Below are 19,915 nucleotides of genomic sequence, written 5' to 3' on the forward strand. Positions count from 1 at the left end.
GCGGCACGATCATCGGCTCCATCCTGGGCCTGCTGATCTTCACGGTGATCACCAACCTGTTCATCCTGAACGGCCTGAACACCAGCGACCAGCTGATCGCCAAGGGCCTGATCATCGTCGCCGCCGTGCTCCTGCAGCGGCGCAGCCTGCAAACCGCCACCTAGGGCCGCGGAGACGAACTCCGCGATTTGTATCCAAGGGAGAACCATATGAACAAGAACATCGGTCGGCGCGGCTTCCTGGTCAGCGGCGCCGTCGTCGGTGCGGGCGCCCTGGTGACCGCCTGCACGAGCAACGAGCCGGCTCCCGCCGCGAGCACGGCCCCCAGTGCGGCTCCGGCCGCGGCCGCCACCGGTGGTAACGACGCGCCGGGCGAGAAGGTCGTGATCGGCTTCTCCGCTCCCGCCGCCGACCACGGCTGGATCGCGGCCATCGCCAAGAACGCCGAGGCCGCCGCCAAGCAGTACAGCGATGTGGAGTTCAAGCCGGTCGAGCCGACCAACGACATCAACCAGCAGATCTCCGCGGTCGAGTCGCTGATCCAGCAGAAGGTCAACGTCATCGTGATGCTGCCCAACGACGGCCAGCAGCTCAACCAGGTGGCCCGCCAGGCCAGCGACGCCGGCATCCCGGTGGTCAACCTGGACCGCATCTTCCCCGACAAGCTGTCCTACCGGACCTGGATCGGCGGCGACAACTACGGCATGGGCGTGGCCGCCGGCCACTACATCGGCAAGAAGCTGAAGGACAAGGGTGTCAGCAACCCGGTCATCCTGGAGATCCAGGGCATCGCCACGCTGCCGCTGACCCAGGACCGCAGCAAGGGCTTCGAGGACGCGCTGAAGTCCTACGGGTTCAGTGTGACCGCCAAGCAGGACGCCCAGTTCACCGTGGAGTCCGGCACCGAGGTGGCCAGCAACCTGCTGCAGGCGCACAAGAAGATCGACGCGATCTGGAACCACGACGACGACCAGGGCATCGGTGTGCTGGCCGCCATCAAGGAGGCCGGCCGCAACGAGTTCTTCATGGTCGGCGGCGCGGGCTCGGCCAACGCGATGCGTGACATCCAGGCCGGTTCCAATGTGCTGGAGGCGACGGTCACCTACAGCCCGACGATGGCCTCCTCGGCGATCAAGCTGGCCCGGCTGATCGCGCAGGGCAAGGGGATGAGCGATCTGCTGGAGAAGCAGGTGCCGCAGTCGATCACGCTGGCCTCGGAGACCATCACCAAGGAGAACGTGGACCAGTACCTGCCGCTGGGCTTCGAGTCGTGAGGCCTGTCGTCGGCGTCGGCATGGTCGGCTACGCGTTCATGGGCCGGGCCCACTCCCAGGCCTGGCGGAGCGTGGACGCGTTCTTCGACCTGCCGCTCAGACCCGCGATGGTCGCGGTGGCCGGCCGCTCCCCCGAGGCGACCGCGCAGGCCGCGGAGAAGCTCGGCTGGGCCCACGCGGAAACCGACTGGCGGCGTCTCCTGGACCGCTCCGACGTGCAGATCATCGACCTCTGCACGCCGGGTGACAGTCACGCGGAGATCGCCATCGCGGCGCTGGCGGCGGGCAAGCACGTCATCTGTGAGAAGCCCCTGGCCAACACGGTGGAAGAGGCCGAAGCCATGGCCACTGCCGCCCGTGCCGCCGCCGAGCGGGGCGTGCGGGCGATGGTGGCCTTCAACTACCGTCGCGTGCCGGCCGTCGCACTGGCCCGCCAGTGGGTCGCCGAGGGCAGGATCGGCGAGGTCCGGCACGTACGGGCGCAGTACCTGCAGGACTGGATCGTCGATCCGGAGTTCCCGCTGGTCTGGCGCCTGCAGAAGGACAAGGCCGGGTCCGGCGCGCTGGGCGACATCGGCGCGCACATCATCGACACCGCCCAGTTCATCACCGGTGAGCGGTTGGTCGGGGTGTCGGCGCTGACCGAGACCTTCATCAAGGAGCGGCCCCTGGCGGAGAGCTCGGCCGGGCTCTCCGCCGGTGGCGGTGCCGGCAGGGGCACCGTCACCGTGGACGACGCCGCGCTGTTCATCGGCAGGATGAGCGGCGGCGGCCTGGCCTCCTTCGAGGCCACCCGCTTCGCGAGCGGACGGAAGAACGCGCTGCGCATCGAGGTCAACGGCTCGCTGGGCAGCCTGGCCTTCGACTTCGAGTCGCTGAACGAGCTGTGGTTCCACGACCACACCCTCGACAGCGCGGAGGCCGGGTTCCGGCGGGTGCTGGTCACCGAGGGCGCGCACCCCTACGCCGGCGCCTGGTGGCCGCCCGGCCACGGGCTCGGCTACGAGCACAGCTTCACGCACGAGGTGAAGGACTTCATCGAGGCGATCGCCGCCGGCACCGCCCCCGAGCCGTCTTTCGACGACGGCCTGCGGGTGCAGCGGGTGCTGGCCGCGGTCGAGCAGAGCGCGGCTGACAACAGCCGCTTCACGACTGTGGAGGGTTCATGACGCGACCGATCACTCTGTTCACCGGCCAGTGGGCCGATCTGCCCTTCGAGGAGGTGTGCCGGCTCGCTTCCGAATGGGGCTACGACGGCCTGGAAATCGCCTGCTGGGGTGACCATTTCGAGGTCGACAAAGCCCTCGCCGACGACTCCTACGTCCCCCGCAAACTGGAGACCCTGGAGAAGCACAACCTGAAGGTGTGGACCATCTCCAACCACCTGGTCGGCCAGGCCGTCTGCGACAACCCCATCGACGAACGCCACAAAGGCATCCTCCCCGCCCGCATCTGGGGCGACGGCGAACCCGAAGGCGTCCGGCAGCGGGCCGCCGAGGAGATCAAGGACACCGCGCGCGCGGCGGCCAAACTCGGCGTCTCCACCGTAGTCGGCTTCACCGGCTCCTCCATCTGGCACACCGTCGCGATGTTCCCGCCCGCCCCCGCTTCCATGATCGAGGCCGGGTACCAGGACTTCGCCGACCGCTGGCACCCCATCCTGGACGTGTTCGAAGAAGCCGGCGTGCGCTTCGCCCACGAGGTACACCCCAGCGAGATCGCCTACGACTACTACACCACCGTGAAAACGCTGGAGGCCATCGGCCACCGCGCCTCCTTCGGCCTGAACTGGGACCCCTCCCACATGGTCTGGCAAGGCCTGGACCCCGCCAACTTCATCCTGGACTTCGCCGACCGCATCTACCACGTCGACTGCAAGGACGCCACCGTCCGCCGCCCCGACGGCCGCCGCGGCCGCCTGTCCTCCCACCTGCCCTGGGCCGACCTGCGCCGCGGCTGGGACTTCGTCTCCACCGGCCACGGCGACGTCCCCTGGGAAGACTGCTTCCGCGCCCTCAACGCCATCGGCTACGACGGCCCCATCTCCATCGAATGGGAAGACGCCGGCATGGACCGCCTCGAAGGCGCCCCCGAAGCACTCGGCTACATCACCCGCCTCAACCGCATCACCCCACCCACGGCCGCCTTCGACGCCGCCTTCTCCTCCGACTGATCCAGCACCTGCCACGCGGCGGTCGCCACCTCGGCGGCCGCCGCTGTCAGTAGCCGGCGATCCCGTCGGCGCCGGCGATTCTGAGCGCGAACTCGCCGTACTGCCAGACCACCCCGTCCTCCGTCGATTCGCCGTCGTCCCGGAACCAGGCGGACACCCCCATGCCGAGGTCGAGGATGGCGTAGGAGGCCAGGCGGGGCGAGGCCACGTGGAAGCGGCCCGCGGTGATGCCGGCCTTTACCAGATCGCGGAAGCCGGCCTCGTACTCGGCGCGCAGGGCCAGCACCCGCTCGCGGTGCGGCTGGACGAGACTGCGGATCTCGCGATTGCCGACGAACGCCTCCAGGCGATGCCGCGCGTGGTAGCGCACGTGCGCCTCGGCGGCCCGGCGCAGGCGCTCGGCGGGGTCGGTCGTCGTCGCGACGGCCCCCCGGTGCAGCGCGACCAGATCGGTCATGGTGCCGGTCATGATCTCCGCTAGTAGTTCCTGCTTGGACGCGAAGTGCTTGTACAGGCTGGGACCGCGCATGCCGACCGCGGCCCCGATGTCGGCCATCGTGGTCGCCTCGTACCCACTCCGGGCGAACAGCTCAAGCGCCGCGGCGCGAATGTCCTCCCGCCTCGACGAGGGGGAACGGCTCATGCCCCTCCTCTGATCCGGACAGCTAATGGGCGGTAGCCATTTACCTGTTGGCGTCATGGTAGTGCACGACATTGCTTGTGGGGACGCCTTCCATCTATCGTCTTTGGCTAATGGTCATTAGCCAAGGAGCGCGCAATGCCGATTGATCTCGCCCCGGACAGCGCGACCGCGGAGCTCGCGCGGCGCACAGCGGCGTTCGTCAGGGAGGTGGTGATTCCGGTCGAGGAAGAGCACCGGGGGGTCGTTCCCGCCGAGGAGGTCAGGACGCGGCTGCAGCAGGCGGCGAAGGACGCCGGCGTCTTCGCCCCCCACGTGGCGACCGAGTACGGCGGCCTCGGACTGGACATGCGCGGTCGCGCCACCGTGTTCGAGGAGGCGGGCTACTCGCTCCTTGGCCCGCTGGCGCTGAACATCGCGGCGCCCGACGAGGGCAACATGCACATGCTGGAGGCGATCGCCACCGCCGAGCAGAAGGAACGCTACCTCCGGCCGCTGGCGAGCGGCGCGACCCGGTCGTGCTTCGCGATGACCGAGCCCGCCCCCGGCGCCGGCTCCGATCCGGCCATGCTGACCACCCGGGCGGAACGGGTTCCGGGGGGCTGGCGCATCGACGGCCGCAAATGGTTCATCACCGGCGCGGACGGCGCGGGATTCGCGATCTGCATGGCCAGGACCTCGGGCGAACCCGGCGACGGCGGCGGCGCGACGATGTTCCTGGTGGACGCCGGCAACCCGGGCATGCAGCTGATCCGGCACATCGACACGCTGGACGAGAGCCTCTACGGCGGCCATGTCGAGCTGCTCTTCGACAACTGCGTGGTCGGCGAGGACGCGATCCTCGGCGAGGTGGACCAGGGTTTCCGCTACGCCCAGGTCCGGCTCGGGCCCGCCCGGATGACGCACTGCATGCGCTGGCTGGGCATCGCCCGCCGCGCCCAGGACATCGCGGTCGAACGTGCCGCGGAGCGGCGGCTGTTCGGCTCGCGGCTCGGCGAACTCGGCATGGTCCAGCAGATGATCGCCGACAACGAGATCGACATCGCCGCCTCCCGCGGGCTCATCCTCCAGGCGTGCTGGGAACTCGACCAGGGCCGCGGCGCCGCCCAGGCCACCGCGATCGCCAAGACCTTCTGCGCCGAGGCCATCTGGCGGGTGGTCGACCGCTCGCTGCAGATCTGCGGATCGCTCGGCATCTCCGGGGACATCCTGCTCAGCCGGTTCCTGCGCGAGGTCCGGCCTTTCCGCATCTACGACGGCCCGTCCGAAACGCACCGCTGGGCCATCGCCCGCCGCGTCCTGCGCCGCCACGATTCGGGTGCGGCCCGATGAGCGCCGACGCGGTAAGTGGGCTCGACCTGCCTGCGCTCGAACGGTTCTGCCACGAGCACGTGCCGGGATTCCGGGGCGGGCTCACCGCCGAACTCGTCCAGGGCGGGCGGTCCAATCTGACCTACCTGCTCTCCGACGGGAACACCCGGTGGATCCTGCGCCGTCCCCCGCTGGGGCTGCTGACCCCGTCCGCCCACGACATGTACCGGGAGTACCGGGTCGTGTCCGCGCTCGGCGACAGCGGTGTGCCGGTGGCCCGCGCGGTCGCCTTCGGCCAGGACGACGTGCTCGGCGTGCCGTTCTCCGTGGTCGAGTACGTCGACGGCACGGTGATCCGTACCCTCGAACAGCTCCATGCCCTGCCCGACGCGGAGATCACCGGTTGCGGGTTCGCCCTCGTCGACGTGCTGGCCCGCCTGCACTCGATCGATCCCGGCGCCGTGGGGCTCGACGGTTTCGGGCGGCCGGAGGGGTACCTGGCCCGGCAGGTACGACTCTGGAAAGACCAGTGGGAACGCGTGCGGACGCGTCAGCTCGACGACATCGACCGGTTGCACGCGCACCTCGCCGAGGTGTGCCCGCCCGAGAGCGGCGCCTCGATCGTGCACGGGGACTACCGCATCGACAACGCCATCCTCGACCCCGCGGACCCGGCGACCGTACGGGCCATCGTGGACTGGGAGATGTCCACCCTGGGTGATCCGCTGGCCGATCTCGGCCTGCACCTGGTCTACGCCAACCCGGCCTTCGCCCCCGTCCTGGCCGGCTACGCGGCCTCCACCAGCCCGCGGCTCCCGGCCACGGCGGACCTCGCCCAGCGCTACGCCGAGCGCACCGGCGGCGACCTCGGCAACCTGCCCTTCTACCTCGCCCTCGGCTACTTCAAGATCACCGTCATCGCCGAGGGTATCCACGCCCGCTTCCGGCAAGGTCTGACTCGCGGGACCGGATTCGACACCGTCGGCGCGGCCGTCGCGCCGCTCGCCGCCGAGGGCCTGCGCGCGCTGCGCACGTCCGGATGAACTGGAGGACATTGTGACCAACGTGCTGGATCTCTTCCGATTGGACGGCAAGGTCGCCGTCGTCACCGGGGCGAGTTCGGGGCTGGGCGCCGGGTTCGCCGCGGCGCTGGCCCAGGCCGGTGCCGATGTGGTGCTCGCCGCCCGCCGCACCGACCAGCTGGGCGAGGTCGCGGAATCGGTGCGCGGCCTCGGCCGTGGCGTGCTCACGGTCGCCACCGACGTACAGGACCCCGAGCAGTGCGACGAGCTGGCCCGGGCCGCGGTGGCGGAGTTCGGCCGGATCGACGTCCTGGTCAACAACGCCGGGATCGGCACCGCGGTCCCGGCCGTCAGGGAACGCCCCGAGGAGTTCCGCCGCGTCATCGACGTCAACCTCAACGGCGCCTACTGGGCGGCCCAGGCGTGCGGCCGACTGATGGAGCCAGGCTCCAGCATCGTCAACATCGCCAGCGTGCTGGGCCTCATCATGTCCTACGCGCCCCAGGCCGCCTACGCCGCCAGCAAGGCGGGCCTCATCGGGCTGACCCGCGACCTCGCGCAGCAGTGGTCGGGGCGCCGGGGAATCCGGGTGAACGCCATCGCGCCGGGCTACTTCGCCAGCGAGATGACCGCCACCATCCCCGAAGACCAGCTCATGACGTTCGTCCAGCAGACCAGTCCGATGGGCAGGCTCGGCCTGCAACACGAACTGGACGCCGCGGTGGTTTTCCTCGCCAGCCCCGCCTCTTCCTACATCACCGGCGCCACCCTCGCCGTCGACGGCGGCATGTCGGGCCACTGACATGCCGCCGTCGGCCGGGAACCGCGGCTACACCACCGCTCCCGTCCCCTCTCTGCGCCGGGCCCGTGGCGCGGGCGGGTGGGGCGGTGGTTGTTTGTTGTGCTGTTCCAGTTCGATCGCCAGCGGGCCCGCCACCAGTGCGGAGGACGCCGTGCCCGCGACGATGCCGATGATGAGCGCGACGGCGAAGTCGCGGAGCGTGTCGCCGCCGAAGGCGGCCAGGGCGATCAGGATGAACAGCGCGCCGAGGCCGGTGTTGACCGTGCGCGGGATGGTCTGCAGGATCGCGCTGTTGACGATGTCAGGGAAGGCGGCGTCGCGCCGTGCCTGCCAGAGTTCGCGTACCCGGTCGAACACCACCACCTTGTCGTTGATCGAATAGCCGATGACGGTGAGCATCGCGGCCAGGAAGACCCCGTCCACGGGCTTGCCCAGCCAGGCGAAGGCGCCCAGGACGGCGGCCGTGTCCACGACGAGGGCGAGCACCGCGGCCGTGCCGAACGTCCACCGGAACCTGAACGCCAGATAGCCGAGCTGGGCGGCCAGCGCCACGCCGAGCGCGATCAGCGCGTTGCGGCGCAGCTCGTCGCTCAGGCTGGGCCCGATCAGCTCGTCGCGCTGCTTACTCACCTCGCCGAGGCCGGCGTCGAGCGCCTTCTCGATCGCCACCACCTCGTCGGAGCTGATCTGACCGGCCCGTACGGAGATCAGGTCGCCGGTGACGTGCACCTGCGCCCCCGGATGTCCCGCCTGGCCGACCGCCTGCCGGGCCGCTTCGGCGGTCACCGGTTGCGCGGCGGTGAACTCGACGACCCGGCCGCCGGTGAACTCGACGCCGAAGTTCAGGCCGTGGACGGCCAGCCCCGCGACCGCGGCGGCCACCACGGTGGCGGCGACGGCCAGCCAGAGCCTGCCCCGGGCCATCAGGCGCGGGTTCCGCCGGGTCACCCAGGCGCGGACCCGGCTTCCCGTGCCGATCCCGGAGAGCCGGGGGCCCGCCCGTTCGATCAGCAGGTGGGTGAGGACGCGGGTGATGACCATCGCCGAGATCAGCGACGCCAGCACGCCGATGGCCAGGGTCACGCCGAACCCGCGTACCGGTCCCGAGGCCAGCCAGAACAGCAGCGCGGCGGCCAGGAGTGTGGTGATGTTGGAGTCGGCGATGGCGCTCCAGGCGTTCTTGAACCCCCGGTCCAGCGCGGCGCGCAGCCCGTGCCGCGAGGATCTGGCGTACTCCTCCCTGGCCCGCTCGAACACCAGCACGTTGGCGTCCACCGCCATGCCGATGGCCAGCACGAACCCGGCCAGCCCCGGCAGCGTGAGCGTCGCGCCCAGCGCCACCAGCGCCGCGTACGAGATGAGCCCGTAGGCGGCGAGCGCGACGACCGCGAGCACCCCCGACAGCCGGTAGACCACGCCGATGAACAGCGCGGTGAGCAGCACGCCGACGATGCCGGCCTTGGCGCTGGCCTCGATGGCCTCCGCGCCCAGCGTGGGGCCGACCGTGCGCTGCTCGATCAGGCTGAGCGGCACGGGCAGCGCGCCCCCCTTGATGAGCATGGCCAGGTCCTGCGCCTCCTTGGCGGTGAAGGAGCCGGTGATCTGGGTTGATCCTCCGGGTATGCCCACGCCGCACCCCACGCTGGTGTGCACCTGGGGCGAGGAGATGATCTCGTTGTCGAGCACGATCGCGGTACGCCGCCGGGGATCCCCGGGACTCTCGCAGGCGGCCGCGCCGGTCAGTTCCTGCCAGGTCCTGGCGTCGCGGAAGTCGACGGTGACGAACCAGCCCGGTCCCTGCTGGGGATCGGTACGCGCGCCGGCGTCGGTCACCCCGTCGCCGGTGATCGCGGCAGGGGCGAGCCGGAGCGGCACGCCCGACTCGTCCGCCAGGACCTGCCCGTCCTGGCCCGCGGTGTCGGCCTGGCCGAGCACGGGGTGAATGCTGAGTTGCGCGGTCTTGCCGATGACCTCGGCGGCCTGGCGCGGGTCGAGGACGCCGGGCAGTTCGACGATGATCCGGCGCTCGCCGGAGCGGACCAGGACCGGGTCGACCACGCCGAGCGCGTCGGCCCGCCGCCGCAGCACGTCCAGCGCCCGGTCGGCCGACTCGGCGTCGGCCTTGACCGTCGGCGAGTCGCGGGTCTCGAAGACCAGTTGGGTGCCGCCGCGCAGGTCCAGGCCCAGGCGTGGCGACATGGTGAGAGTGACAAGCGATGCGGTGGCGACGACAGCGCACGCCACCACCGCGCGCCACATGGGCGCACGTGACATGGAAGCCTCCACAGGCTGTCAGAAGAAAAAGGGGATGTCAGCGCGTTGTGGAGGGTGGCGCACGGGCGCCGGCCGCCCCGTGGTCCGGCCGTGGCGCGGCCGGGGCGGGCGTGGTCGCGATGGTGATCGGCCGTGGCGTGCCGTCGGGCGCCCAGGCGGGCGGCAGGACGGCCTGCCCTCCGGCCAGGGTGGGCGCGCCCGAGCTGGGGTGCAGCCGGGGCAGGACCTCGTCCACCTGGTGGACGGCGGAGTCTCCCGAGCCGACTGAGCCGACCGCGTGCATCTGGACGGCCGGCCGGTGGGCGTCGTGCTGGATGTCGGTGAGCGTGAAAACCGCCAGCAGGAGGAGCACAACGGCGGGCAGTCTGCCGCGCATCTCCCCTCCTCCCCCTTGGCGGGTATTGGCGGCCACCGTACCCCAGCCCGGTGACATACGCACCGAGCGGCGGAAACATGTCTTTTCCGGATGCCTGGGTTATGGTCGGCCTTATGACGAGGGGACTACGCCGATCCGCGGGAGGGCCTGTCGCGCTCTCCGGCGTGATGGGTCTGGTCCTGCTGTCGTTGCTGCTGACGGTCGCCGCCTACAGCGGTGGCGTCACCCGGTGGCCTGGCCCGGGTGCCGCCACGACGTGGAGCATCGGCCCGGGGGACGCGCAGCTGTCCAGCCTGCCGCCGCAGACCGCGAGCGGCCGTGAGCACCATGTGCTGTCGCTCTGGCCGCCCCTGCGCGGGGAGCGGCACAGCCAGGCCCACCTCCCGCTGCTGCCCTCGCCCGGCACGAACGCCGAGCGGATCCGCGATCCCCAGCAGCCCGCGCATCGCGACGTAGGGTCACGCAGCCCGCCGCTGCTCTAGCCGGCACCTCTTCGATTCGCTGTCTCCACCGGGTACCCGTCGCAAGTCGCGCGGACCCGGTCCTTTGACGTCCACCAGCTGGTTCCGCGACCAGCGCTGCCGTGCTGCCCACGCGCACGCCTCACCGAGACAGCTACCCGGCCATCGAGCCGTCTTTTGGGCTTCCCATCGTCAGTAGAGAGGGATCTTCAGCATGACCACCACCGACGGAACGTCTCACCTCAGCACCGTGCAGCTCCAGTCGCTGCGTGAGGACCTCCAGGAGCAGCTGGACCGGCGCACCCGCCACCTGATCGGCCTCCAGGCCGAGGCGGAGGAGAGCAACGGAGGCGAGGACACCTACCAGGAACTGCTCGTCTCCCTCAGCGCCGCCGATCGCGCCATCGCCGAACTCACCCAGGCGCTGACCCGGATCAACGTAGGCACCTACGGCCGCTGCGGCCACTGCGCGACCGGCATTCCGTTCGAACGCCTCAAGATCCGGCCGCTGGCCCGCTTCTGCATCAACTGCCAGCGCCGGTACGAAGCCGCCTGACAAGCCGACAGGTGGTGGCAGCGCGATGCCGCTGCCACCACCTGTCCCGGGAATCGTTACGGGACGCTCCAGAGGAACCAGAGGTTGTACTGGTACTCGCAGTGATACCAGACCCAGAGCCCGTTCTGGACGCCGTAGTCGCCGTACCGGTAGCAGTCGTACGAGGAGTAGTAGACGTTTCGAAGAGTGTCAGCCTGCGCGGGCGCCACGCCCACGCCCATCACCAGTCCGCCGGCCAAAGCTCCCGCGGCGACCAGCTTTCCAACCTTGCGCATCCATCCTCCTGCGAGCGGACGACGTGCCGGGGTTTCCTCTGCGAGCATCGCCGCGCGGGCAATCCGAATCCAGCTCACGTCCACCGGCCGTGCGCCCACAGGGGACGTGACCTGGAGCGGTCCGGACTACAGGCAGCCCGCCGCCTGAAACTTCCAAAGCCCCCCATGACGGTCTGGAGTGCGTCGGCGGCGTCCTGGTGGAGCGGGACGACGCGTTCGGTGTAGGTTTTACGGCCGGGCAGTCGCAGCCGTGGGGTCCCGTCGGGATAGTGGTCCAGGCAGCCGAGCGGTAGGTGCCGGATCTCGTCGCGGCGGGCTCCGGACCAGCGGGCGATCAGCAGGGCAGCGCGCTGGAACGGGCAGGTGATCTGGTTGATGACCGGCATCACCAGGTCAAGTTCGCGGTCGGGGATGAAGCGGGGAATCCGCTGCGGCAGACGGGGTGTGTCGCGAGGGGTGATCGGCGCGTAGCCGGGAATGTCGTCGTACTCCCAGGCGGCGGCGTCGCGGAACATCAGCGATAGGGCAGAGATCCGCTGGTGACGGGTGACCGACCCCAGCGGCTGTCCCGTCTTCTCGGCCGGGGTCTCGGCGAGCGACTCCGACCAGGCCAGGCAGTGGTCGCGGGTGACATCGGCATAGGAGACGACGTTGGGGTGGTGTTGGGCGAGCCACTCGCCGAACTTGCGAAGCGCGAGTTCCAGCTTCTCCACGGTGATGGGCGCGTCGGTCAGCCGACGGGCGGCCAGCCATTTATCGGCCACTGCCTGCATCCGGGGAGGCAGCACCAGCGGCGGCTTCCAGGACGGCATGAGCTTGCGTGGCTGGGTGGCGATCTGGCCGCGGTGGAACAGCACCACCTGCAACTGATGCAGGTGAGTGATCCACTGCTTGGCGGCGTTGTCGCGGTAGTTCTCCGCCGAGGGATAGAACACGTGCAGGTCGTCGCGTTCGCTAAACAGCCGTACGGCCTCCAATGCTTCGGTGATGTGGTCTTCGGTGATCTCGCTGGCGTGCTGGATGCCGGTGTGCAGCGCGATCCGTCCAACCGTCCACCGCATCGCCTGCCGCGCTGAACTGCGGCTGTAGCCGAGCCCGGTGGCCTCCTCGATCAGTTCGCCGGCACCCAGGTCGCTGCCCATCTCGACGGCGGCGTCGTCGACCCGGATCTGCCCGGCACCGAACATCCACGCGTAGTCGAAGGTCACGTAGCCGCGCAGTCCCAGGAACAGCAGGTAGGGGCGGGCCTGGAACGAGATCGGGTGGGACAGGGTCTTCTTCGTCTCACCCGGGAGGCGGCCCACCCGTTCCGGGAGCGGGGCGGCGAACCAGCCGCTCATCTTCGGCCAGGCAGCCTTGAACGTCCGGTAGTAGCGGATCTTGTCGTTGCGGTAGCTGGGGTGGATGTCCTGTCCGCGAACGAAGCCGAGGTACTCGGCTTCGGGACAGTGCCGTCGCCGGGGCCTGCCCGCCGAGGCGAGCGAGGTGGCGGCGAGAGCAGCGGCGGAGACACGCCCGGCCATCAGGCCTGCCCGCTCTCATGGCCGAGCGCCCTGTGGTAGTCGGTGACCACGGCCGGATCGGACACTCGGGTGTAGATGCGGGTGGACTCGGGAGAGGCGTGTCCGAGTCTCTTCTGCAAGGTCAGCTCCCGCATACCGCCCTCCCACATGGCGGTGGCGTGCGTGTGCCGGCAGGCGTGCGGGGTCACCCACGGTTCCCGGATCCCGGCCCGCGTCGTGGCGCGGGTGAACATCTTCACCAGCCCGTCGTAGCTCAGCGCCTCCAGCCGCCGCCCGCCGCGTCCACCGATCAGGAACACCAGGGGGCTGTCGGTGTCGGCGGGGCGCTCCTGCATCACGTAGGCGCTGAGCGTGGCCAGCGTCTCGGGTTCGTGCAGGTCGACGACCCGCTCATAGCGGGACTTGGAGCGTGCGCCCTTGGGATGGTCGTCACGGTGACGTACGACCACGCGTCGGCGGCCGTAGGCGAGGTCCTCCAAGTGCAGGCCGAGGACCTCACCGGGTCGCAGCCCGCCCTGCAGCATCAACAGCACGATCGCTCGGTCTCGCAGGCTGCGAAGCTGCTCCAGCAGCGCCGCCACCTGGGCCTTGCTCAGCGGCCGCGGCACCCGCTGCACCGTCTTGACCCGCACCGCGCGACGGACCGGCCGTTGCAGGCTTGCCCGGCCCATGAACGGTCGGTGACGCTCGGGCACCCGCTGCAGGGCCGGGTCCGGCCGCTTCTCGATCGGGTTCAGCCGGTCGAACAACCCGGCCAGGATCACGTATTCGTAGAAGGAGGTGACCGCGGCGAGAATCCGGTTTACGGTGCTGGGCGCCAGCCTCGTCGCCGGGCCGTCGGCATCGACCACAACCGTCAGCATCATCCGCTGGCGAGGCCTGCGCGACGGCACCGATCGCAGGTATTCCAGCAGCGCGATCGAGTGCCGAGGCGCGAACTCCCGCCAGGTCAGGCCGTCACGAGCGAAGAACCGCCACAGATGGCGTAGGCGTAAGAGACCAGCGTGTTGGGCGAGCAGTCCCGGGCCGCCAGGAACCGCAGGAACCCCGAGACGACCTCGATCGGCTCGCCGACATCGTCGAGCAGGTCGACCTGCCGTGAGCCGTCCTCGCCGTGCTGCCGTACCAGCACAGACACCTCCCCAACAGGCCCACTCGATCCCCGCTCAACCGGACGTATCCTGGTGCCAGCGGGGCGAGTGGGACAATAGGTGTCCATGTAACAACAAGGCCGTGGGAGTCGACGTAGTTGCCCTCCACGGTCATCGTGGCGCCATGCCGGATGGCGCCCTCGACCATGGCGTGCACCTCCGAAGCCGAGGCGCGCAGCGTCTGGGAGTGCACCACCATCGAGCCGCGCTCCACGTGCCAGTAGATGAGGATGCCGCGGCCGCCGTAGCGCGAATGCCATTCGGTGAAGATGTTCTCATCGAAGGCGCGCACGTGCGTGGAGTCGGAGGCCAGCGTGGTCATGGCCTGCCCCCACAGTCCCGCATCCCGGGCGGCGAAGGTCGTGTCGGCGATGGCCACCGCGATCTGCCGGGCGATCTGCGGGGTCAGATACCGGCGCCGCACGTAGCGGATCTCGTCCTCGCTGTGGGTGTGGCCGCCGCCGGAGGCCACCGCCCGGATCCCGGCGTTGGTGCCGTAGGCATAGATGGCCAGCATCAGCCGCTCGGCCAGCACCCGCGGCGCCAGGCTGGAGCTGCCGGCCACCGAGGTGACCGCGTCCAGGCAGCCGGTGCGCAGCACCGCCTCCTTGAGCATGTCGATCAGCGGAACCGCGCCCCACCGCCGGCTCACCTCCGCCTTGATCGCACGCAGATTACGCGGCTCCGGCGCCGCCTCCAGTTTGGTCAGCTTGATCGCCCCTGAGGCGCGCTCGGCGATCTGCACCCAGGCCAGCCGGGGCAGCACCCGCTCCAGCGCCTCCAGCTCCCGCCGCATCTCCGCCTTCAGCTCGCCGATGAAGGCGGCCGGGTCCAGCGGCTTGCGCAGCTCCGCATAGTGCTCCAGGCGGCGCGCGGAGAAATCGGCGGGCAGATCCTCCTCCGGGTCGCGGAAGGAGTGCGCGCCCACCACCCAGATCTCCTTGCACCGCAGCGCGTCCCGCAGCGCCTGGAAGGTGACGATCTCATACACCATCCGCACCGCCCGCCGCTGGCCGCGCTTGTCGTTGCGGAAGACCAGGCCCTCCCACCCCCCGGCCGTGCCGCGATGCTCCGGCACGCTCTCCGCCAGCGGATAGTAGGAGGTGTTTCCCGCTTTGGCGTGGCGGCGGATCAGCTCCAGCGCACGGATAACCGGCTGGAAGGCGGTGTTGCCGCAGCGGAACTCCAGCGTCTCCAGCAACGCGATCAGGCCCCGGCGGTAGTGGTTGGTGTAGGAGGCGCGCAGCGTGGTCTGCACCATCGTGCGGTAGATGGGCCCCTTGGTCTTGAACTCGTGCACCAGCTCCCGCAGCGTCCGCTCACCGCCCCGGACCGCCGGGAAGATCACCTCCCGCACCGGGCCCTCCGGCCGCTCCAGCGCCGCGTCGGCGAGATGGAACAGGATGTCCTCCTTGCCGCTCACCCGCTTGAACGCGTTGACCAGCTCCTTGGTCACCTTGCTGTCGGTCCGGGCCTTGATCCGGTGCACCGTGGCGATCAGCAGCTCCACCAGCGCGTCGGTGATCTCCCACTGCCGCTCGTGCAGCAGCGCCGCCAGCAGCAGGACCGCGAGTTCGGGTGGGTGGGTGCGCAGATGCGAGGGCGCCTCCACCGCCGCCCGCGCCCGCAGCCCGCCAGCACCTTGGGCGCCACGTCGGCGAACAGGCCCGCCGGCAGCCCGACCGCCCGCACCGCCTCCAGCTTGCGGATCTCGGTCATCATCGACTCCAGGCTCACATTGCCCGGCGCCGCCTTGATGAACGCCAGCAGGCCGGCCTCCTCCTCATCCTCCCCAGCCACGACAGAGTGACCGCCGCCAGCCGAGGGCTGCGGGGCCGCGCCGGCCGCCCGCGCCTGAATCCGCTGGTCCACCTCGGTGATGCCCGCCAGGGCGCAGATCCGCCGGGTGGTCTCCACCGGAAGCCGGGAGATGATCCGCACCGACCAGGTCGACTCCGTCTGGCGCAGCGCCGAGGCCACGATCCGGGAGATCCGGCCCGGAGTGGGCGGCTCCAGCCGCTCCCGCCGCAGATGCTTCATCAGCTCCTCCCGGACCCGGTCGGGCCGCCGCTCGGCGTGCGCCACGTTCTCGGCCAGCCACATCCCGAGCTTGTCGGCATCGGCGGCCGTGCATGTGCGGAAACCGAGGTGGGCGCGGATCTGGCTGCGGTGGTATTCGATCGTCGATCCGGACCACTCGTAGGAGGCCAGTTCCGAGGCCGCCACGTTGACCTGCTTGGCGACGTGCTCGACGGCTTCGTCTGACAGCTCGCCGCGGCCGCGCGGGAACCGGCCGTACCGGGTGTAGAACTTGAGCAAGATCACGAAGGTGAGGCGGGTGGCACCGCGTTTCCCGGCGATCAGATCACGTTCCTCGTCCAGGATCGTCCAGTGCTCGACCAGTTCATCGATGTCCATCGGGGCACGCGCCATGACGGCTCAGCATCAACGAGCCAGGTCACAAAAACAAGATCATCCCGGTTTGGGGCGTGTGACAGCGTTCTTACCGGCACCCCTAGAAGGCGTCCTCGCGAAAGCCGGCCTGCGGCCAGTCCGACATCGACGTCTTCGAGTTCGCCGAAGCCTTCGCGGCCCTGTGCCTCCGCTTCCGCCGCGACCTCGGCGCGGGCACGGACCGCCTGAACCCCTGGGGCGGCACCATCGCCATGGGACACGCTTTCGGCGCCACCGGCGCGATCCTGCTCGGCCAGGTCGTCGACATCCTCGAACACACCGGCGGCCGCTACGGCATCGCCTCCGTCTCCGGCGCGGCAGGACTCGGCGTCGCCGTCCTGGTCGAGCGAATCTCCTGACAAACCCCACAGGCCATTCCACCAGCCTAGGAGTTCCTGATCTCTCCCCTCCCGGCCTTGCTGCTGTTGACGCAGACGGCGAAGTACCGGCCGTAGAGACCATTGATCGTGATTTCCGTATAGGCCCAAGACGGCAGTGCCGAGCTACGACTGGCGCTGCCGACGGTGGTTACGGATGCCCTTCCCGCCCTTCATCCCGCGGCGAAGGAACTTTGGCCCGTTATCTGGATCGGGTGGGCTCCAGCCCGTGAGATCAAGAACCTGGCCGGTGCCGTTCTCGTCTTCACCGAAGAGGAGTGGCTTTCCTTCGTCCGCGGCGTCCGCGCTGGTGAGTTCGACTAGAAATGCGGCGAGACGGCGGCGGTGGCGTGCTTGGTGACGAGCCGTTCGACGGCGGCGGTGCTGAGCGGAGTGCCCCGGCGGGGGTGTGTCTCGGAAAGGGCCTGCTGTCAGTTCGTCATCATCTGGTCGGTCTGAGACGCTGTGAGTCCGAGGATCGCCAGCTGTCGGCGTACGAAGAAATCGGAGATGGTTGTGAGGGAAGTCGGGCCTCCGGGCCGGTACCAGTGCCAAACGCTGGTGTTCAGGCCCAGGATCGCATGGGTGAGCAGGCGTGAGTCAGCCTGAGGTAGGTGGCCCTGCTCCAACCCCGGACCAGGAACGTGGCCCACGCGAACTCGAGGTCCCGGGCTCGTTCACGCGCGAGCTGCCGAGCTTCCTCTTCGCGTGGGGACTGGCGAGGCACTCCGGCCAATCCTTGCTTCGAGACCAGAACGCGGAGGCGGAGAACAGCGAAGTCGTCATGGTCGAACCCGGATCGAAGACCCGATAGGAGGGCGCTTGGATAATCCGCGGCTCCCGCGATTGCTGATTCGAACTCATGAAGAGAAGCCTCGATTGCGTCGGCCATGATCACGTAGAGGCAGTGCAACTTCGATTCGAAATAGTGGTACAAGGCGGTGGCCCCGACGCCAACGGTGCTCGCGATGTCTACCCACTTCGAGTCGTCGTACCCGTCCCTGCCGAAGTTCTGCGTGGCCACGCGCAAGATCTCGGACCGCTTGCTTCGCCGGGACACCTGCTTCGTGTCGACTGAGACTGCGTAGCCAAATCGTCCCACACCCTATCGATCTATCGATGTTCGTGAGGTTTGCCGCGTGGGTCCACGGCACAGGCGTGATGCTCGCCAAAGCAACGGGTTTCGCGGCTCAGGTAAGCAGCAGAACAACCGTCTCCGCTACGCAGGCCGGCTTGCTCTTCCCCTCGATCTCCAGCGTGTACCTGACCGTCAGCTGGTGTCCCGTGTGGATCTGGGGCAGCCCGATGATCGTCGCTCGTCCCCGTAGCTTGGACCCGACCTTCACCGGGTTCGGGAAGCGAACCTTGTTTACCCCATAGTTCAGTCGCGGGCCGGAGGTGCGCAGGGACATCAACTGGTTCGAGAAGTAGGGGATGAGAGACAAGGTGAGGTATCCGTGCGCGATCGTGCCTCCATACGGACTGTTCTTGGCCCGGTGCGTGTCAACGTGGATCCACTGGTGGTCTCCCGTCACGTCGGCGAAGGCGTCGACCCGGGCCTGGTCGATCTCCAGCCACTCGGTGACGCCGAGTTCCACGCCGACCGCGTCCTGGATTTCCTCGATGGTGTTGAAGATGTGCAACATGACTCCTTCGGTCGCGGATCAGGTCAACGATGCGGGGGGCGACGACCGTGGCTGCGTGAACAGGGATCGGACCTGCGCTCGTTTGGGCTTCCCGAGCACCGTCCGTGGCAGCTCGGGAATCGGGCGAACCTCGTCTGGGAGCAAGTGCGGTCCCAGACCCTTGCGGGCGAGGTGGGCACGCAGGGCCACACGGTCCGGCACGGTTCCGGTGACCCCGAGACAGACACGCTCCCCGAGACGGTCGTCCGGAAGACCCAGGGCGACCACTTCACCGATACCTTCACAGTCGGCGAACGCGAGTTCGATCGCATCGGGTGAAAGGGTGTGTCCCCCTCTGAGGATGACCTCCTTGACCCGGCCGACGATCCGCATCGATCCTTTCGTCCACTGCCCGAGGTCACCGCTGAGGAACCAACCGTCGTCGGTGAAGGCCGCGGTCGTCGCCGCCTGATCGTCGTAGTAGCCGAGGAAGGTGGTCGGCCCTCGTGTGACGAGTTCCCCCGTACGGCCGTCCTGCTTGATGATCTCGCCGGTTTCCGGGTCACGGAGGGCGACCTCCGATCCGGGACAAGGTCTGCCGACCGTCGAGGTGATCACCTCCGTCGGGTCCTCGGACCTCGTGAACAGGTTCCCCTGGCACTCGGTCATCCCGTACATGCTGATCGGGGTGATGCCCCAGTCCTCGATGGCGGCCCGCATGACCTCCGCCCGGTTCGGCGCCGCTCCCGTGATCACGTTCCGCAGGGAGAGCTTCCACCTGCCCGGGTGGCGCCGGTAGGTCAGGACGAGGTCCGACAGGTGGGTGGGAACGAGAAAGGTGATGGTGACACGGTGCCGCTCGAGAAGGTCGAGCATCCGCTCCGGGTCGCCGCGCCCGACCCTGACCAGTGCCGCGCCGGTGGCGATCGCGGGGAGGGCGGTGTAGAGCCAGCCCGCGTTGTGGCACATGGGCGCGATGACTCCCCACACGTCATGACGGGTCAGCTCATACGACGAGAGGAAGCCGCGAAGTGCGGTGAACTTGGTGTTGGCCGAGTTCATCACGCCCTTCGGGCGGCCCGTGGTGCCCGAGGTGAACATCAGGTCCGCCACGGCATCCGCGTCCGGCACGTGACCGGCGGGGGGCAGCGGGAGGTTGTCGCCGCCGAGCCAGTGTCGTAGGGGACCGGGTTGGAGGATAGGGATCGGCAGCGGGAGGGACCTGTCGGCGACCACCACCCGGGCGGAGGTTCGCCCTGCGATCGCCGCGATCTCGGCGGCCCCCGTACTGTGTGGCAACGGTGCCGCGACGGCGCCGATGGCCTGTGCCGCCGTCATGACGGCGATCAGCTCCGGTCCGTCGGGAAGCACCACCACCACGACGTCGGAGCGCGCACAACCCGCCGTGAGCAGGTCGTGTGCCATCGATGCCGCCGCGCTCCGCAGGTTGCCCCAGGTCGTGACGGCGTCCCCCTCGATGTACGCCGTCCCGCCGGGCCGTTCTCGCGCCGCCCCGTTCAGGAGGCCGGGTAACGTGACCTGCCGCCACAGGCCTGACCGGTGCCAGCGGGCGGCGTCGCGCCACGGCTGGTGAACAAGTAGGGACACAGTCTCTCCCGGG

Annotated in this window: 21 protein-coding genes; 9 read left to right on the forward strand and 12 right to left on the reverse strand. The window is 69.3% G+C overall.

Going from position 1 to position 19,915, the window contains the following annotated elements; translation table 11 throughout:
• Positions 1-209 precede the first annotated feature (209 nt).
• Genes KIP79_RS35425 through KIP79_RS35435 form a run of 3 tightly spaced genes read left to right on the forward strand, consistent with a single transcriptional unit; the run spans position 210 to position 3,447 of the window.
• On the forward strand, positions 210-1,274 hold the full coding sequence (locus tag KIP79_RS35425; protein ID WP_214109347.1) for a substrate-binding domain-containing protein: 1,065 nt from the start codon (positions 210-212) through the stop codon (positions 1,272-1,274).
• Entirely contained in the window at positions 1,271-2,443 is a 1,173-nt protein-coding gene (locus KIP79_RS35430) for a Gfo/Idh/MocA family protein (protein ID WP_308170055.1), read from the forward strand. Before KIP79_RS35425 ends, KIP79_RS35430 begins: the two co-directional genes overlap by 4 nt.
• The gene (locus KIP79_RS35435; protein WP_214109348.1) at positions 2,440-3,447 is read left to right on the forward strand and encodes a sugar phosphate isomerase/epimerase family protein; all 1,008 of its coding nucleotides are present in this window, start codon (positions 2,440-2,442) and stop codon (positions 3,445-3,447) included. The genes KIP79_RS35430 and KIP79_RS35435 overlap by 4 nt, the downstream gene beginning before the upstream one ends.
• A 46-nt stretch (positions 3,448-3,493) precedes the next feature.
• Here KIP79_RS35435 and KIP79_RS35440 read toward each other — a convergent pair whose 3' ends face one another.
• Positions 3,494-4,090 (reverse strand): TetR/AcrR family transcriptional regulator, encoded by a 597-nt coding sequence (locus KIP79_RS35440; protein ID WP_214109349.1) that lies wholly within the window; start codon positions 4,088-4,090, stop codon positions 3,494-3,496.
• Between the two features lie 135 nt (positions 4,091-4,225).
• On the opposite strand from KIP79_RS35440, the gene KIP79_RS35445 reads away from it, so the two are divergent.
• Genes KIP79_RS35445 through KIP79_RS35455 form a run of 3 tightly spaced genes read left to right on the forward strand, consistent with a single transcriptional unit; the run spans position 4,226 to position 7,222 of the window.
• Positions 4,226-5,419: an acyl-CoA dehydrogenase family protein gene (locus KIP79_RS35445; protein WP_214109350.1), complete on the forward strand. Its 1,194-nt coding sequence runs from the start codon at positions 4,226-4,228 to the stop codon at positions 5,417-5,419.
• Positions 5,416-6,441: a phosphotransferase family protein gene (locus KIP79_RS35450; RefSeq protein WP_214109351.1), complete on the forward strand. Its 1,026-nt coding sequence runs from the start codon at positions 5,416-5,418 to the stop codon at positions 6,439-6,441. Before KIP79_RS35445 ends, KIP79_RS35450 begins: the two co-directional genes overlap by 4 nt.
• Positions 6,442-6,454: 13 nt before the next feature.
• Entirely contained in the window at positions 6,455-7,222 is a 768-nt protein-coding gene (locus tag KIP79_RS35455) for an SDR family NAD(P)-dependent oxidoreductase (RefSeq protein ID WP_308170056.1), read from the forward strand.
• A 27-nt stretch (positions 7,223-7,249) separates the two neighbouring features.
• Here KIP79_RS35455 and secD read toward each other — a convergent pair whose 3' ends face one another.
• Both secD and KIP79_RS35465 read right to left on the reverse strand, forming a co-directional pair.
• Positions 7,250-9,496 carry a protein translocase subunit SecD gene (gene secD / locus KIP79_RS35460; RefSeq protein WP_214109352.1) on the reverse strand — a complete coding sequence of 749 codons (2,247 nt, stop codon included), beginning with the start codon at positions 9,494-9,496 and terminating at the stop codon, positions 7,250-7,252.
• A gap of 37 nt (positions 9,497-9,533) precedes the next feature.
• Positions 9,534-9,872 carry a hypothetical protein gene (locus KIP79_RS35465; protein ID WP_214109353.1) on the reverse strand — a complete coding sequence of 113 codons (339 nt, stop codon included), beginning with the start codon at positions 9,870-9,872 and terminating at the stop codon, positions 9,534-9,536.
• Positions 9,873-9,985: 113 nt separating this feature from the next.
• On the opposite strand from KIP79_RS35465, the gene KIP79_RS35470 reads away from it, so the two are divergent.
• Both KIP79_RS35470 and KIP79_RS35475 read left to right on the forward strand, forming a co-directional pair.
• Positions 9,986-10,354 (forward strand): hypothetical protein, encoded by a 369-nt coding sequence (locus KIP79_RS35470; protein ID WP_214109354.1) that lies wholly within the window; start codon positions 9,986-9,988, stop codon positions 10,352-10,354.
• 193 nt (positions 10,355-10,547) lie between these two features.
• Positions 10,548-10,889, forward strand: a complete 342-nt coding sequence (locus KIP79_RS35475; RefSeq protein ID WP_214109355.1) for a TraR/DksA family transcriptional regulator — start codon at positions 10,548-10,550, stop codon at positions 10,887-10,889.
• A gap of 56 nt (positions 10,890-10,945) precedes the next feature.
• Here the strand turns inward: KIP79_RS35475 and KIP79_RS35480 are convergent, their stop codons facing one another.
• From KIP79_RS35480 to KIP79_RS35500, 5 genes are all read right to left on the reverse strand, one after another.
• Positions 10,946-11,164: a hypothetical protein gene (locus tag KIP79_RS35480; RefSeq protein WP_214109356.1), complete on the reverse strand. Its 219-nt coding sequence runs from the start codon at positions 11,162-11,164 to the stop codon at positions 10,946-10,948.
• Between the two features lie 74 nt (positions 11,165-11,238).
• A complete protein-coding gene (locus KIP79_RS35485) occupies positions 11,239-12,687 on the reverse strand; it encodes a tyrosine-type recombinase/integrase (protein ID WP_214109357.1) in 1,449 nt (482 codons plus the stop codon).
• Complete coding sequence (locus KIP79_RS35490) at positions 12,687-13,553, reverse strand: tyrosine-type recombinase/integrase (RefSeq protein WP_214109358.1); 867 nt, start codon at positions 13,551-13,553, stop codon at positions 12,687-12,689. Before KIP79_RS35490 ends, KIP79_RS35485 begins: the two co-directional genes overlap by 1 nt.
• 91 nt (positions 13,554-13,644) lie before the next feature.
• Complete coding sequence (locus KIP79_RS49800) at positions 13,645-15,450, reverse strand: Tn3 family transposase (protein ID WP_214109359.1); 1,806 nt, start codon at positions 15,448-15,450, stop codon at positions 13,645-13,647.
• Positions 15,336-16,271, reverse strand: coding sequence for a DUF4158 domain-containing protein (locus KIP79_RS35500; RefSeq protein ID WP_250214369.1), 936 nt, complete (start codon positions 16,269-16,271; stop codon positions 15,336-15,338). The genes KIP79_RS49800 and KIP79_RS35500 overlap by 115 nt, the downstream gene beginning before the upstream one ends.
• Before the next feature lie 161 nt (positions 16,272-16,432).
• Between KIP79_RS35500 and KIP79_RS47740 the strand changes: the two genes are divergently transcribed.
• Positions 16,433-16,651 carry a hypothetical protein gene (locus tag KIP79_RS47740; protein ID WP_250214375.1) on the forward strand — a complete coding sequence of 73 codons (219 nt, stop codon included), beginning with the start codon at positions 16,433-16,435 and terminating at the stop codon, positions 16,649-16,651.
• A 449-nt stretch (positions 16,652-17,100) separates the two neighbouring features.
• On the opposite strand, the gene KIP79_RS50260 is transcribed toward KIP79_RS47740, so the two are convergent.
• From KIP79_RS50260 to KIP79_RS35530, 4 genes are all read right to left on the reverse strand, one after another.
• Positions 17,101-17,322, reverse strand: coding sequence for a TetR-type transcription factor C-terminal domain-containing protein (locus tag KIP79_RS50260; RefSeq protein ID WP_372453738.1), 222 nt, complete (start codon positions 17,320-17,322; stop codon positions 17,101-17,103).
• Entirely contained in the window at positions 17,235-17,693 is a 459-nt protein-coding gene (locus KIP79_RS35520; protein WP_214109363.1) for a TetR family transcriptional regulator, read from the reverse strand. The genes KIP79_RS50260 and KIP79_RS35520 overlap by 88 nt, the downstream gene beginning before the upstream one ends.
• Positions 17,694-17,859: 166 nt before the next feature.
• Positions 17,860-18,315, reverse strand: coding sequence for a MaoC family dehydratase (locus tag KIP79_RS35525; protein WP_214109364.1), 456 nt, complete (start codon positions 18,313-18,315; stop codon positions 17,860-17,862).
• An 18-nt stretch (positions 18,316-18,333) separates the two neighbouring features.
• Complete coding sequence (locus tag KIP79_RS35530; RefSeq protein ID WP_214109365.1) at positions 18,334-19,902, reverse strand: class I adenylate-forming enzyme family protein; 1,569 nt, start codon at positions 19,900-19,902, stop codon at positions 18,334-18,336.
• Positions 19,903-19,915 lie beyond the last annotated feature (13 nt).

Origin of the sequence: Acrocarpospora catenulata, assembly GCF_018476525.1 — a bacterium.
Taxonomy (GTDB): Bacteria; Actinomycetota; Actinomycetes; order Streptosporangiales; family Streptosporangiaceae; genus Acrocarpospora; species Acrocarpospora catenulata.